The following is a 12864-nucleotide window of genomic DNA, read 5'->3' on the forward strand; positions in this document are numbered from 1 at the left end:
GGCAAGGTGCTAAGATGCAATGGCGGGGTCAACCATGACCTGAATCAACCTATCCCTCCTGCGGGGGCGGGTAACAATCGTCGGCAAAGGACAGGATATGCGCGCCACAGCCATACTGGAAACCGTGATCTATGCGGATGATCCGGCAGAATGTGCCGCGTTTTATGTTGCGGTGCTGGGGCTGGTACCGGTGCGTGCGGTGCCGGGCCGCTTCAGCTTTCTGCGCTGCGGGGCGCAGATGGTTCTGATCTTTGCGCCGGGTCCGTCCTCGGATGCCGCGCAGCAGGGCGGTATTCCGGCCCATGGCTGCCACGGGGCAGGGCATCTGTGTTTTGCAGCGCAAGATGCGGCAGATCTGGATGCCTGGGTGCGCCATCTGACCGAAAAGGGTGTAGCAATCGAACATCAGCAGCAATGGGGGGCGGGCAGATCGATCTATTTCCGCGACCCTGCGGGCAATTCGGTCGAGGTGGCCGAGCGGGCAATCTGGGGCCTTGGCCCTGATGGCGGATGATTTGCGCCGCCGCCGGTCAGGCCGCGGCGCAAGATTTCATATTGGTCAGTCGGCGCGCGTCAATCCTGCGGCGTTGACCAAACCGGCTACCGCACCCCCGGCCAGCGGAGCCAGAATGAACACCCATAGTTGCGACAGGGCGGTGCCGCCCACGAACAAGGCCGGCCCGATCGAACGGGCAGGGTTCACCGAAACGCCGGTTACCTTGATGCCGACCAGGTGGATCGCGGTCAGCGTCAGTCCGATGGCCAGCCCGGCAAAACCCGCCGAAGATCCGGGGCCGGTCGCGCCAAGAATCACGGTGACGAACAAGAAGGTCATGACGGCCTCGAACACCAGTGCCGAGGTTAGCGAATATTCCCCCAGATAGCCCGCGCCATAGCCGTTCACGCCCAGACCGCCCGTCCAGCCTGCGCTGCCCGATGCGATCAGATACAGGATGCCCGCACCAAGGATTGCCCCGATGACCTGCGAAATGACATAACCGATGAAATCGCCTGCCGACATGCGGCCCGCCAGCAGCACACCCAGGCTGACCGCCGGGTTCAGATGGGCACCAGAGATCTGGCCAAGGCTGTAAGCCACCGCCACAATCGAGATGCCAAAGGCCAGCGCGATGCCGGTCAGGCCGATTCCGGTCGTCCCATCGGCCCCGGCAATCACGGCCGCCCCGCACCCGAACAGCACCAGGATCAAGGTTCCCAACGCCTCTGCCAAATATTTCTTGCTCATATGTCCCTCCAGACTCGTTATCAACGCGCAGCAGGTCTGCGGCCAGAACAGGGCCGCGATCATTGCTTTCGCGCTGCGGTCAGCATATCTGTTCAAGGGATTTCGGTCAGGGGGAAAATAGATTGCGCGACCTCAAGCTGCCAGACCAGCGTCACCCGGAAAAGGCGCATCGCCCCGATAACGCACAGCCGAAAAAGCCGTCGTGGATCAGGGTCAAGGCCCCGACCTCGGACGGCTACCGCAAGACCCGCGATATTTTGCGCGAGAAAAAGCTGGTCACCGTCTGTGAAGAGGCGGGTTGCCCAAATGTCGGCGAATGCTGGAGCCAGGGCCACGCCACCATGATGATCATGGGCGAGATCTGCACGCGCGGCTGCACCTTCTGCAATGTGGCCACGGGAAAACCCAACGCGCTGGATGCGTTCGAACCGGGCCGCGTGGCCCATGCCGTCAGCGAACTTGGCCTGAACCACGTTGTCATCACCAGCGTGGACCGCGACGATCTTGACGATGGCGGGGCCGAGCATTTCGCCCAGACCATCCGCGCGATCCGGCACCGCAGCCCCGGCACGACCATTGAAATCCTGACGCCGGATTTCCTGAAATGCCCACCCGAGGCGCTGGAGAAGGTGGTCGAGGCGCGGCCCGATGTGTTCAACCACAACCTTGAAACCGTACCGGGCCTGTACCACGAGGTCCGCCCCGGCGCCCGCTATTTCCACTCGCTGCGGTTGTTGCAGCGGGTTAAGGAACTGGACCCGACATTGTTTACCAAATCGGGTATAATGGTGGGCTTGGGAGAAGAGCGTCTGGGCGTGCTGCAAGTGATGGATGACATGCGTAGCGCCGATGTCGACTTCCTTACGGTGGGTCAATATCTGCAACCGACCCCCAAACACCATGCCGTTTCGCGCTTCATCACGCCTGACGAGTTTCAGGCCTATGAGGCCGCCGCCTGGGGCAAGGGGTTCCTTATGGTCTCTGCCACGCCGCTGACCCGGTCTTCGTATCATGCCGGAGAGGACTTCGCCCGGTTGCGCGCTGCAAGACTGGCAACACTTGGGCGGGCGTGATTCCTGCTCTCTTGGTTGATCTCGCCGCAGTCAGCTCATCCTCTGGCTGAAAAAAGACATAATTTCGCCTGAAAATCGTGCTGGCTCTGGAGGTTTTCCTCCGGATCCTTTATATATTGTCCGCTCAAGTATCTGGAACGAGTGATAATTTTTCTTTGTGGAGCGGAGTACCAAAATGAAAAAACTGAGCAGTGTTATTACGACGGCAGTCTTCATTCTTGCAGCAAATGTGGCAACGGCGGCCCAGGTTTCGCTGACCACGATTTCTGGAATCTGGAGTGCTGGCCAACTTACAAACAATCAATCGCCGACGGGTGTCGGAACCAGCGACATTAACTGGGGCACCTCGTGGCAGGGAAACCCGCTTAGCGGGTATTCCTTTGATGCGGCCCTCGCCCCTTCGGTGTTGGTTCAGGACCAACCCTTTGACTTTGGCCTGTTCACCCACAAGAACTTTCCGATTCTGGGGAGTACGCTGAGTTGGGCGCGTCTGGACCTGACCTTTGACCTGATGGTCGATGGTGTGTTGCGTCCGCTTTCGGCGAGCTATCTCTTCACCCATGTGGAAACACCGAACGTCGGAGGCGGCAACTGCTGTAACGACCGGGTGAACTTTGACACGCTGGCCAGCGCCTATGACTCGGTCAATATCGACGGTCTTGAGTTCACCTTCAAGCTGGACGGTTTCCTTGACGAATTGGGTAAACCGGTCTCGTTCTTCTCGACCGAGGAGAACAAGAACAACACCGCGCATCTGGTTGGCCGCTTCACCACTTTGAATGACGTGCCGCCGGTCTCGCCCGTTCCGCTGCCAGCTTCGGCTGTGTTGCTGGGGGCTGCCCTGCTGGGGCTGCGCGCCGCAGGTTTGCGCCGCAAGGCCTGATCGCCACCGGCCCGCGCGTCTTTACCTTCGAAAAGGCCCCCGCATTGCTGTCGGGGGCCTTTTCAATTCAGGCTGGCGGAATGAACGGCTGCGACAGACGGGCGAAGACCTCCAGCCCCTCGCACCTGCCATGAAGTGCTGCAAGGCGCGGGTGGCTGGCCAGACGTATCAGATCGGGATGCGCCGCCACGGCATGGGTCAGCGATGCAGTCACCGCAATATCGGCATGGGACAACCGGTCGCCGAACCAATAGCCAGATTGCGGCGCCTCGGCCTCCAGCATGGCCATGGCATCGGCAATCTGTGCCTGACTGCGCTGGATCAGCACCGGCGATGGCGCCTCATGCAGCACACGAATGTAGAACAAACCGACCGCCTTGTCAGAAATGCCAGAGGCCAGCGCCATGACGCGCAGGCAGGCCCGCCGCGCGGCACCCCTGCGGGCGATCAGCGCGGTTTCGGGCGACACAAGCTGATCAATGTGATCCAGAATGGCAGAGCTTTCGATCAGCACCTCGCCATCCTCCAGCACCAGAACTGGAACGCGGGTCAGCGGGTTCAGCGGGCGGATATTGTCGGCATCGCTGAACACCGACCAGGGCCGGTGATCATAATGCAGGCCGTATAGCGCCAGAGGAATGGCGGCGCGGCGAACAAAAGGGCTATCATACTGGCCAATCAGGATCATGGTGGCACAACGGCTGGAACAGACTTGAGGTAGGTGGCAATCGCCTTGCGGTCACTTTCCGGCAGCTTGGCCATGTTGTCCACCACATGGGCCATATGGCCGCCAACCGTGTCGAAATCGGGCGTCGTGCCGGTTGTCAGATATTCCACGATCTCATCCTCAGACCACTTCAGGGCACCGGGGGTGATATTCGGGATGGTGCCCTGACCAGACGGGTTGGGTGCCCCGCCCAGCCATCGCGCGGTATCCAGCCCGCCCAGCATATTGCGCGGCGTGTGACATTCGCCGCAATGGGCCAGCGCCTCGACCAGATAGCGGCCACGCTCCAGATCGGGGGTTGGCGCGTTGGTCAAGACCCAGTTGCGGTTCAGGAACAGGCGTTTCCAGATACCGACATTGCGCCGGATGTTGAAGGGAAAGCCCACCTCATGCGGTTTTGACGGCGTGGCAGAGGGCGGCAGCGTGCCGATATAGGCCCAAAGGTCTGCCAGATCCTGCCCGGTCATGTGCTGATATGCGCCATAGGGCAGGGCGGGGAACAAATGCTCGCCCGTGGCCGAAACGCCATCCCGCACCGCATGAGAGAACTGATCCAGCGACCACTTGCCAATGCCCGCCACCGGATCGGGAGAGATGTTGGGGGCGATGAATGTGCCAAAGGCGGAAGGAAAGGCCTGACCACCTGTCAGAACCAGCTGCGCGTCGCCCTTGGCATCGGGTGCCATGTGGCAAGACGCGCAACCTGCGGCAGTAAAAACAACCTGACCGCGAGTAGCGTCCCCCTGAACCGAAGCGATGTCTTGTGACTGTCGAACCTGAGGGGCACTGATCAGCAGGTAGGCCGCAAAGCCCACTAATGCCATGCCCACAAGGGCGTATCCAAGACGCCGCATTTTTCATCTCCCGGCCAGATTTCCGGCACAAGCTAGACAAACGCAACCAGAGGTAAAGCTGACTTTTTGGTCAGGGCTAAATGCAGCGAATTACCGCGGAAGGCGGTTTACGGTGGCCCAGCGTGGCCAACCAAACAGATGCTCTATGACATATAACACAAGGCAGGCCGCCACGACACTCAGAACAATGGCAACACGCCGTGCAGAAGGTGGATGGCGCGACCAGCGCGACATCCGCAGCAACCAGGTCAGGCTGGGTATCATGCGGGCGCGTCGGTAAACCGCACCTTGCCGATATAGGGCAGGTTGCGGTTGCGCTGTGCAAAATCAATGCCATAGCCAACGACGAACTCATCGGGAATTTCAAAGCCGGTCCAGGTGGCCTTGATCTCGACCTCGCGGCGCGTCGGTTTGTCCAACAGGGCGCAAACCTCCAGCCGCTTTGGCCCGCGCGACAAGAGCAGGTTCTTGACGTGGTGCAAGGTAAAGCCGGTGTCCACGATATCCTCGACCACCAGAACATCGCGGCCCGCAATCTCGCCGCGCAGGTCTTTCAGAATGCGCACTTCGCGGCTGGAATGCATGGCATCGCCATAGGACGAGGCTTCCAGAAAATCGACCTCGACTGGCAGATCAATCTCTCGCACCAGATCGGCGATGAAGACAAAGCTGCCGCGCAGCAGGCCCACGACGATCAGCTTGTCAGTGTCTTGATAGTAGCGGGTGATGGTGGTGGCCAGCGTCTCGACCCGGGCGGCGATGGATTTCGCGCTGATCATCTGGTCGATCACATAAGGGCGGTCGGGCATTGCTGTCTCCGTCTGGCGGCGTCAGATTTGTGCGACGAATGGCCCGGTTTGAAAAGATGAAACCTTTCGCCAATCTCTCCCCTTGAAACTTCGCCGTCCGCAGTCAAAAGGGCGGGAAAAGAGGTTGCGATGCCCCACCACGCCGAAACGAAGATTCTGCCTTATAGCGCCGACCAGATGTTTGCTCTGGTCGGCGATGTTGCGCGCTATCCAGAGTTCCTGCCCTGGACGGCGGCGGCGCGCATCCGGTCGAGAAAGCCGATTGAGGGTGGCCCCCACGAACGTGGCGAAGTGATGGAGGCGGATCTGGTGATCAGCTTCAAGGTCTTCCGCGAAAGTTTCGGCAGCCGCGTCACGCTGCTGCCCGGCGAAAACCGCATCCTGACCGAATATATCGACGGGCCGTTCAAGCATCTTAAATCGGTCTGGACCTTTGCCGACCGGGCAGATGGTGGCTGCGAGGTCAGCTTTACCGTCGATTTCGAGTTTCGCAACGCCATTCTGGGCCGCGTTATCGGCATCGTCTTCAACGAGGCGATGCAGCGCGTGGTCAAGGCATTCGAGGCGCGGGCCCGCGCTCTGTATGGCGCGACGGAAGGCGGCAAGACCGGCGTATGACTGGCAAACGGAGGGTTGCCATGCGTCTGACGGTTCTGTTGCTGCTGTTGTGGCTTCCCGTGTCTGCCCATGCGCAGCCCTTGCAAGAGGTGACGCTGCCAGATGGGCGATATTACCTCTTTGCCCGTCCCGATGGGGACGCGGCGGTGCCCTTGATCGTGGCGCTGCATGGCGGTGGGGGCAACCCGGCGCAGTTCGACCGCGTGTCGTATATCGCGCAAAGCGCTGTCGCGGCGGGTTTTGCGGTGGCGCTACCTGCGGGAACCGGCGGGCGGGCGGGCAAGCTGAAAACCTGGAACGCCGGGTATTGCTGTGCTGCCGCCCAGCGAGAGCGGGTCGATGACATCGCCTTTCTGGATGCCGTGATCGCCGATGCGCAAGAACATGGCGCCTCTGGTCCGGTCTTCCTGACCGGCATGTCGAACGGCGCGATGATGGCACAGACCTATGCTGCGCGGCGTGCGAACCGGGTGGCGGGGGTGGCAAGCGTTTCGGGCACGATGGATGCGGGCCACCTGCGCGTCGGCGGGCCGGTGCCTCTGCTGCACATTCACGGCACCGCTGATCCGATGGTGCCCTTTGGCGGCGGCCCCGGTGACAGTAGCCTGACCCAGACCGATTTCTCCCCGGTCGAGGCGGTTCTGGCCGATTTCCGCGCGCCTTTCGGGGCGATGGAAATGGGCCACAAAAGCTGGACTGCGGACGGTTATGATTTCCTTCGCACGGCTTGGAGCAAAGGCGGGCATGAAGAAGTGGTGCTGATTGCCATCGAAGGGGGCGATCACGAATGGCCGGGTGGCAGGCGGGCAGAGGATCAGGCGCTGGACGCCAGCGATACCGTGATCGCTTTTTTCAAGGCGCAGATGCGGTAGTATCGGGTGGGCTGCGCGGTTAAAGTGCCAAGGCGCCCGCCAACAGCGACAGCGCATGGTCACGCGCGGCGTGGCGCACCTTGTCACGGCCGATGGCACCAAATTCAACCGTCCCGGTCTCTGTGGCCCGGCCTTTGCGGGCAAGGCCAAAGCACACCCGGCCTTCTGGCTTGAACTCCGATCCGCCCGGCCCGGCGATGCCGGTGATCGATACGGCCAGCGTGGCAAGAGAGTGGTCGAGCGCCCCCTCGGCCATTTCACGCGCGATTTCTTCTGACACCGCGCCATGGGCGGCAAGGGATTCGGGGCGAATGCCCAGCATCGCAACCTTGGCGTCGTTGGAATAGGTGACAAAGCCTCGGTCAAACACATCGGATGAACCCGCCACATCGGTCAGCGCCACGGCCACCATTCCACCGGTGCAGCTTTCGGCGGTAGCGATGGTCTGCCCCCGCTGCCGGGCAGCCTGAAGAATCTGCGCCGGGGTCATTGCCCCCCCATCATCATGGGAACATGATAGAGCGCCGCCGCAACAATTGTGGCGATACCCGCAAACAGCCCCGCCCACAGGTCATCCAGCATCACACCGGGCGCGTCGGCCCGCGCGTCGGCACGGCCCACGATACCGGGCTTCCAGATGTCGAACAGCCTGAAGAACAAAAAGGCGAACACCGGCGCGGGCCAGGGCAGCCAGCCGTCAAAGTCGCGCCACCAAAAGGCCAGCGCCGGGAACAGAAGGGCGATCCACTGGCCCGCCACTTCATCAATGACAAACTCGGACGGGTCATCGCCGGGGCGGTCGCGCAATTCGACGCCGATGGCCCAAAAGCCCAGAGCTGTCACCAGCAGCGTCAGTGCCACCAAGACCGGCGCGCCGAAGTAGCGGCAGACGGCCCAGCCCAGCAGCACGGCGACCAGTGACCCCCAGGTGCCGGGTGCCGGGCGCAGCAGGCCCGCGCCGAAAAAGATGGCCAGCAGGCGGGTCATGCCGGCACCAGCAGGGCGGTCGCTTGCGCAGCGATGCCTTCCTCTCGTCCGGTAAAGCCAAGGCGTTCCGAGGTGGTGGCCTTGACCGAAACGCGATGCACCTCAACCCCCATGATCGTGGCCAATGCGGCGCGCATCGCCTCGGCATGCGGGCCGACCTTGGGGCGTTCGCAGACCAGCGTCACATCGCAATTGGCAAGGCGATAGCCACGGGCGGCGGCCAGTTCCACCGCATGGGCCAGGAAAATGCGGCTGTCGGCCCCTTTCCACTGCGGGTCACTGGGGGGGAAGTGGCGGCCAATGTCGCCCTCGGCCAGCGCGCCATAGATCGCATCGGTCAGGGCGTGCATGCCCACATCGGCATCGGAATGGCCCAAGAGCGCCTTGTCATGGGGCACCTTTACACCGCACAGCCAGACGTGGTCGCCGCCCGTAAAGGCGTGAACGTCATAGCCATTGCCCAGCCGCATATCCATCAGTCCCGTCCCTTCAACAGCCGCGCGGCGCGCACGAAATCGGCGGGCCATGTCAGCTTTATATTGTCTTCGTCGCCCTCGACGATGGCAACGTCAAGCCCTGCGGCGCGCGCCACCTCTACATCATCGGCAGCGCCGCCTTTATGGGCAAGGTGGGCCGCAAGAATGGCGTCATAGCGAAATCCCTGCGGGGTTTGCGCGCGGTAAAGGCCGGTGCGGTCGCGGGTGCCGGTGACAAGGCCGTTCTCGCCCGTCCACAACGCATCGCTGACCGCAACTGCGGGGGCGGCTGCGAGGTGATGGTCCAGCGCGGCCAGAACCCGCGCGATGACGGCCTGCGACACCAGTGGCCGCGCGCCGTCATGAATCAGCACGCGGGCAACCCCCATTCCCTGCAAGGCCCGCAAGCCCGCCAGAACCGAAGCATCGCGCGTCGCCCCGCCTTCAACGATCACGGCATCGCCTGCGATGGCGTTGGCCCGCGCGCGATCATCTGGATGGATCACCAGTACGCGGCGAAATGCGGCAAAGGCGGCCAGTGCATGGGCCACCACCGGCTGTCCGGCCAGCATCTGCCATTGCTTCGGCAACTCGCCTCCAGCGCGGGTGCCACGGCCTGCGGCGACGATTAGGGCAGCGGTCTGGTGCATGGCATCTCCTTCCTACCCTTGTTATTGCCGGATCGGCCCGGTGACAATCTGGCCAGGGAACAGGCATAAATGCCTAATAATTGTGCATTGCACGGATTTCGGGCATATTTTGAGGCTTGTTGCCGCACAGCCGTTACACCCTCCGGTCAGAGTAGCCTAAAGGATCATCATGACGCACGACATTTTCGCCCTTCTGCCCCGCTGCCCGGTGATTCTGGCACCGATGACGGGGATCACCGATCTGCCCTTCCGGCAGGTGGTGGCGCGCTTTGGCGCGGGGTTGGTCGTTTCGGAAATGGTGGCGTCGGAAGAGGTGCTGCATGGCCGCCCGCTGGCCCGCGCGCGGGCCGAGCTGGGGTTTGGCGAAGAGGCAACCTCGGTGCAACTGGTGGGCCGTGATCCGGCGCTGATGGCCGAGGCGGCGCGCTATGCCGAAGGGCAGGGCGCGCAGATCATCGATATCAATATGGGTTGCCCGGCCAAGCGGGTGACGCAGGCGGGTGGCAACGGCGCCTGCGGGTCGGCGCTGATGCGCGAACCGGCGCTGGCGCAGGCGCTGATTGCGGCGGTGGTCGGCGCGGTGAAGGTGCCGGTCACGCTGAAAACCCGGCTGGGCTGGGATGAAAACAGCCTGAACGCCCCCGACATCGCCCGCATGGCCGAGGGTGAGGGGGTCTGCATGATCACCATCCACGGTCGTACGCGCGTACAATTCTACAAAGGCAGCGCCGATTGGGCCGCGATTGCCCGCGTGAAACAGGCGGTGGCCATTCCGGTGATCGCCAATGGCGACATTATCGACAGCGCCACGGCCCGGTCCGCCCTTGCGCAATCGGGCGCCGATGGCGTGATGGTGGGGCGCGGCGCGCAGGGGCGCCCGTGGGCACTGGCGCAGATTGCCCATGACCTGACCGGTACGCCTGCGCCCGTGGCACCCAAAGGCGCGGCGCTGGCCGATCTGGTGATTGGGCATTATCAGGCGATGCTGTCGTTTTACGGCACCGAACTGGGCCTGAAAATCGCCCGCAAGCATCTGGGCTGGTATCTGGAAGCCGCGGGGGCCGAAACCCTGCGTCACGCCATTCAGACCGGGGATGACCCGGCGCAGGTGATCCGCCTGCTGGAACAGGCCTTCCTTGAGCCGGCAGAGGCGGCGGCATGACGGCCTATCGCACGCCCTATCCGGTGCCCGGTGTCATCTGGGCCTCGCTGCCGATCCCCACGGTGCTGATCGACGGCGCAGGCCTGATTGCCGAGGTCAATCCGGCGGGGGAAACCTTCCTCAACGCCTCGGTCCGCATGTTGCGCGGCCAGCCTGCATTCGACCGCATCCTGATCGACGCCCCGATGGACGAGGCGCTGGACCGGGCGCGCAAAAATCAGGCGACGCTGTTCATCAACGATGTCGATGTGACAACCGGCGAACGCCCGCCGGTGCAATGCAACGTGCAGGTCGCCCCCATGCACGACAACCCAGAGATGGTGATGCTGCTGCTGCATCCCCGCGATCTGGCCGACCGCATGGGTCGCGCGCTTCAGATGAAATCTGCCGCGAAATCGGCGATCGGCATGGCGGAAATGCTGGCGCATGAGATCAAGAACCCGCTGGCGGGCATTTCAGGGGCCGCGCAACTCCTTTCGATGGGCCTCACGCCCGAGGATCGCGAGCTGACCGATTTGATCGTTGAAGAAACCCGCCGCATCGTGAAGCTGCTGGAACAGGTAGAACAGTTCGGCAATGTCCGCCCGCCCGAACGCCGCGCGGTCAACGTGCATGACGCGCTGGACCGGGCGCGCAAGTCGGCCCAAATGGGCTATGCCGCGCATATGCTGATCGTCGAGGACTACGACCCCTCGCTGCCGCCCACCTGGGCCGACCCCGATCAGTTGATGCAGGTGTTCCTGAACCTGATCAAGAACGCGGCAGAGGCATCGGCGGGCCGCCAAGGCACCATTCGCCTGCGCAGCTTTTACGATCAGGCGCTGCGCCTGCGCCGCAAGGAGGGCCCGCCCGCCTTTCTGCCGCTGACCATTGAAATCATCGACGATGGCCCCGGCATTCCGCCCGACATCGCCGCCGATATCTTTGAACCCTTTGTCTCGGGCCGCGAAAACGGCACGGGCCTTGGCCTCGCGCTGGTGTCAAAGATCATCAACGACCACGAAGGCTGGATCTCGGTCGACTCGGTGCCCGGACGCACCGTGTTCCGCGTCTCATTGCCCGTCGCCCCAAAAGACACGACCCCCACGAACAGTAAGGAGAAACGCTGATGGATGGCACGATTCTGGTCGCGGATGACGACCGCACCATCCGCACCGTTCTGACCCAGGCACTGACCCGCGCGGGCTGCAAGGTGCATGCCACCAGCAGCCTAATGACGCTGATGCGCTGGGTTGAAGAGGGCAAGGGCGATCTGGTGATCTCTGACGTGATCATGCCCGACGGCAATGGCTTGCAAGCGCTGCCGCAGATTGCCCGGATGCGGCCCGGCCTGCCGGTGATCGTAATCTCGGCGCAAAACACCATCATGACCGCGATTCAGGCCGCCGAGGCCGAGGCGTTCGATTATCTGCCCAAACCCTTTGACCTGCCCGACCTGATGAAACGCTCGGCCCGCGCGCTCGAAATCAAGCGCCACGCACCCAAGGCCGATCCGGTGCCCGCCCAGCAGGCCGAAGACCTGCCGCTGGTGGGGCGCACGCCGGCGATGCAGGCGCTGTACCGCCTTGTCGCGCGGGTGATGAATGTTGACCTGCCGGTGCTGGTCACCGGCGAATCGGGCACCGGAAAATCGCTGATCGCGCGGGCAATTCACGATTTTTCCGACCGTCGCGGTCAGCCGTTTGTCGTGGCTCAGGCGGCCGACCTGGCCGGCGTGGATGGCATTTCCACCCTGCTGGCCAAGGCCAAGGGCGGCAGCCTTGTGCTGGATGAAGTGGCCGATTTCGATGATGACGCCCAGGCCCGTCTGGTGCGGATGCTGGATGTGATGGGCGAACAGGGCCCGCGCATCATGGCCACAAGTCAAGCCGATCTGGCGCAACAGATGGAGGGCGGCAAGTTCCGCAAGGATCTGTACTACCGCCTTGGCGGCGTCACCATCGCCGTTCCCCCGCTGCGTGAACGGGTCGAGGATATTCCCCTGCTTGCCGACCACATCCTGACCCGCGGAGAGCGCGAGATGGGTGTGACCCGGCGCCTGTCATCTGACGCGATGGCGTTGGTGCGGGCGCATCCCTGGCCCGGGAATGTGCGGCAGTTGGAAAACATGCTGCGCCGTCTGATGGTGACCGCGACGGAACCAGAGATTGCCAAGTCCGAGGTCGAGGCAGCCCTTGGTGCCGCCACCCCGGCCGCGCCCCAGCGCGGAGGGGTTGAGGGCGAGAAGCTGTCTGCCTCGGTCGGTCGCCATCTGCGCCGCTATTTCGACCTGCACGGCGGACAGTTGCCGCCAGCGGGGGTTTATGACCGCATCTTGCGCGAAATGGAGATACCGCTGATCGAGATTGCGCTGGACGCAACTGGCGGAAATCAGGCCAGATGTGCCGATTTGCTAGGGATCAACCGCAATACCTTGCGCAAGAAGATCACCGATCTGGATATCCGCGTGACACGGCGGCGCAAGTTGATGTAAAAGCGCAACATCAGCCGTGTCCTTTTTGACAGGG

General features: G+C 62.8%; 16 protein-coding genes. 8 read left to right on the top strand and 8 right to left on the bottom strand.

Annotated elements, in window-relative coordinates:
- Positions 1-97: 97 nt before the first annotated feature.
- On the top strand, positions 98-514 hold the full coding sequence (locus JI744_RS05000; protein ID WP_202658588.1) for a VOC family protein: 417 nt from the start codon (positions 98-100) through the stop codon (positions 512-514).
- A gap of 45 nt (positions 515-559) precedes the next feature.
- Here the strand turns inward: JI744_RS05000 and JI744_RS05005 are convergent, their stop codons facing one another.
- Complete coding sequence (locus tag JI744_RS05005) at positions 560-1246, bottom strand: MIP family channel protein (protein ID WP_202658589.1); 687 nt, start codon at positions 1244-1246, stop codon at positions 560-562.
- 122 nt (positions 1247-1368) lie between these two features.
- On the opposite strand from JI744_RS05005, the gene lipA reads away from it, so the two are divergent.
- Both lipA and JI744_RS05015 read left to right on the top strand, forming a co-directional pair.
- Positions 1369-2319, top strand: a complete 951-nt coding sequence (gene lipA, locus JI744_RS05010) for a lipoyl synthase (protein WP_202658590.1) — start codon at positions 1369-1371, stop codon at positions 2317-2319.
- 175 nt (positions 2320-2494) lie between these two features.
- Positions 2495-3202 carry a THxN family PEP-CTERM protein gene (locus JI744_RS05015; protein ID WP_202658591.1) on the top strand — a complete coding sequence of 236 codons (708 nt, stop codon included), beginning with the start codon at positions 2495-2497 and terminating at the stop codon, positions 3200-3202.
- 67 nt (positions 3203-3269) lie between these two features.
- Here JI744_RS05015 and JI744_RS05020 read toward each other — a convergent pair whose 3' ends face one another.
- The 3 genes from JI744_RS05020 to hpt form a co-directional block, all read right to left on the bottom strand.
- Positions 3270-3890: a glutathione S-transferase family protein gene (locus JI744_RS05020; protein ID WP_202658592.1), complete on the bottom strand. Its 621-nt coding sequence runs from the start codon at positions 3888-3890 to the stop codon at positions 3270-3272.
- Positions 3887-4783 carry a c-type cytochrome gene (locus JI744_RS05025; RefSeq protein WP_202658593.1) on the bottom strand — a complete coding sequence of 299 codons (897 nt, stop codon included), beginning with the start codon at positions 4781-4783 and terminating at the stop codon, positions 3887-3889. The genes JI744_RS05020 and JI744_RS05025 overlap by 4 nt, the downstream gene beginning before the upstream one ends.
- 260 nt (positions 4784-5043) lie before the next feature.
- On the bottom strand, positions 5044-5592 hold the full coding sequence (hpt, locus tag JI744_RS05030) for a hypoxanthine phosphoribosyltransferase (RefSeq protein WP_202658594.1): 549 nt from the start codon (positions 5590-5592) through the stop codon (positions 5044-5046).
- A 129-nt stretch (positions 5593-5721) separates the two neighbouring features.
- Between hpt and JI744_RS05035 the strand changes: the two genes are divergently transcribed.
- Positions 5722-6210 carry a type II toxin-antitoxin system RatA family toxin gene (locus tag JI744_RS05035; RefSeq protein ID WP_202658595.1) on the top strand — a complete coding sequence of 163 codons (489 nt, stop codon included), beginning with the start codon at positions 5722-5724 and terminating at the stop codon, positions 6208-6210.
- A gap of 20 nt (positions 6211-6230) precedes the next feature.
- Entirely contained in the window at positions 6231-7082 is an 852-nt protein-coding gene (locus JI744_RS05040) for an alpha/beta hydrolase family esterase (RefSeq protein ID WP_202658596.1), read from the top strand.
- Between the two features lie 19 nt (positions 7083-7101).
- On the opposite strand, the gene JI744_RS05045 is transcribed toward JI744_RS05040, so the two are convergent.
- Genes JI744_RS05045 through ispD form a run of 4 tightly spaced genes read right to left on the bottom strand, consistent with a single transcriptional unit; the run spans position 7102 to position 9195 of the window.
- On the bottom strand, positions 7102-7572 hold the full coding sequence (locus JI744_RS05045) for a CinA family protein (RefSeq protein ID WP_202658597.1): 471 nt from the start codon (positions 7570-7572) through the stop codon (positions 7102-7104).
- Positions 7569-8069, bottom strand: a complete 501-nt coding sequence (locus JI744_RS05050) for a phosphatidylglycerophosphatase A family protein (RefSeq protein ID WP_202658598.1) — start codon at positions 8067-8069, stop codon at positions 7569-7571. Before JI744_RS05050 ends, JI744_RS05045 begins: the two co-directional genes overlap by 4 nt.
- Positions 8066-8545 carry a 2-C-methyl-D-erythritol 2,4-cyclodiphosphate synthase gene (gene ispF, locus JI744_RS05055; protein ID WP_202658599.1) on the bottom strand — a complete coding sequence of 160 codons (480 nt, stop codon included), beginning with the start codon at positions 8543-8545 and terminating at the stop codon, positions 8066-8068. The genes JI744_RS05050 and ispF overlap by 4 nt, the downstream gene beginning before the upstream one ends.
- On the bottom strand, positions 8545-9195 hold the full coding sequence (ispD, locus tag JI744_RS05060; RefSeq protein ID WP_202658600.1) for a 2-C-methyl-D-erythritol 4-phosphate cytidylyltransferase: 651 nt from the start codon (positions 9193-9195) through the stop codon (positions 8545-8547). Before ispD ends, ispF begins: the two co-directional genes overlap by 1 nt.
- Before the next feature lie 169 nt (positions 9196-9364).
- Here ispD and dusB point away from each other — a divergent pair, with 169 nt between their 5' ends.
- The 3 genes from dusB to JI744_RS05075 are packed head-to-tail and all read left to right on the top strand — an operon-like array spanning position 9365 to position 12830.
- A complete protein-coding gene (gene dusB, locus JI744_RS05065) occupies positions 9365-10357 on the top strand; it encodes a tRNA dihydrouridine synthase DusB (RefSeq protein ID WP_202658601.1) in 993 nt (330 codons plus the stop codon).
- Positions 10354-11466 carry a two-component system sensor histidine kinase NtrB gene (locus tag JI744_RS05070; RefSeq protein ID WP_202658602.1) on the top strand — a complete coding sequence of 371 codons (1113 nt, stop codon included), beginning with the start codon at positions 10354-10356 and terminating at the stop codon, positions 11464-11466. The genes dusB and JI744_RS05070 overlap by 4 nt, the downstream gene beginning before the upstream one ends.
- Complete coding sequence (locus tag JI744_RS05075; RefSeq protein WP_202658603.1) at positions 11466-12830, top strand: response regulator; 1365 nt, start codon at positions 11466-11468, stop codon at positions 12828-12830. Before JI744_RS05070 ends, JI744_RS05075 begins: the two co-directional genes overlap by 1 nt.
- Positions 12831-12864: the final 34 nt, after the last annotated feature.

It is taken from the genome of Fuscibacter oryzae, assembly GCF_016765795.1.
Taxonomy (GTDB): Bacteria; Pseudomonadota; Alphaproteobacteria; order Rhodobacterales; family Rhodobacteraceae; genus Fuscibacter; species Fuscibacter oryzae.

Bases quoted from the DNA above. Each gene is read 5' to 3' on its own strand.
- JI744_RS05000 (WP_202658588.1), top strand. From the start codon at position 98: ATGCGCGCCACAGCCATACTGGAAACCGTGATCTATGCGGATGATCCG.
- JI744_RS05005 (WP_202658589.1), bottom strand. From the start codon at position 1,246: ATGAGCAAGAAATATTTGGCAGAGGCGTTGGGAACCTTGATCCTGGTG.
- JI744_RS05015 (WP_202658591.1), top strand. From the start codon at position 2,495: ATGAAAAAACTGAGCAGTGTTATTACGACGGCAGTCTTCATTCTTGCA.
- JI744_RS05020 (WP_202658592.1), bottom strand. From the start codon at position 3,890: ATGATCCTGATTGGCCAGTATGATAGCCCTTTTGTTCGCCGCGCCGCC.
- JI744_RS05025 (WP_202658593.1), bottom strand. From the start codon at position 4,783: ATGCGGCGTCTTGGATACGCCCTTGTGGGCATGGCATTAGTGGGCTTT.
- hpt (WP_202658594.1), bottom strand. From the start codon at position 5,592: ATGCCCGACCGCCCTTATGTGATCGACCAGATGATCAGCGCGAAATCC.
- JI744_RS05035 (WP_202658595.1), top strand. From the start codon at position 5,722: ATGCCCCACCACGCCGAAACGAAGATTCTGCCTTATAGCGCCGACCAG.
- JI744_RS05040 (WP_202658596.1), top strand. From the start codon at position 6,231: ATGCGTCTGACGGTTCTGTTGCTGCTGTTGTGGCTTCCCGTGTCTGCC.
- JI744_RS05045 (WP_202658597.1), bottom strand. From the start codon at position 7,572: ATGACCCCGGCGCAGATTCTTCAGGCTGCCCGGCAGCGGGGGCAGACC.
- JI744_RS05050 (WP_202658598.1), bottom strand. From the start codon at position 8,069: ATGACCCGCCTGCTGGCCATCTTTTTCGGCGCGGGCCTGCTGCGCCCG.
- ispF (WP_202658599.1), bottom strand. From the start codon at position 8,545: ATGGATATGCGGCTGGGCAATGGCTATGACGTTCACGCCTTTACGGGC.
- ispD (WP_202658600.1), bottom strand. From the start codon at position 9,195: ATGCACCAGACCGCTGCCCTAATCGTCGCCGCAGGCCGTGGCACCCGC.
- dusB (WP_202658601.1), top strand. From the start codon at position 9,365: ATGACGCACGACATTTTCGCCCTTCTGCCCCGCTGCCCGGTGATTCTG.
- JI744_RS05070 (WP_202658602.1), top strand. From the start codon at position 10,354: ATGACGGCCTATCGCACGCCCTATCCGGTGCCCGGTGTCATCTGGGCC.
- JI744_RS05075 (WP_202658603.1), top strand. From the start codon at position 11,466: ATGGATGGCACGATTCTGGTCGCGGATGACGACCGCACCATCCGCACC.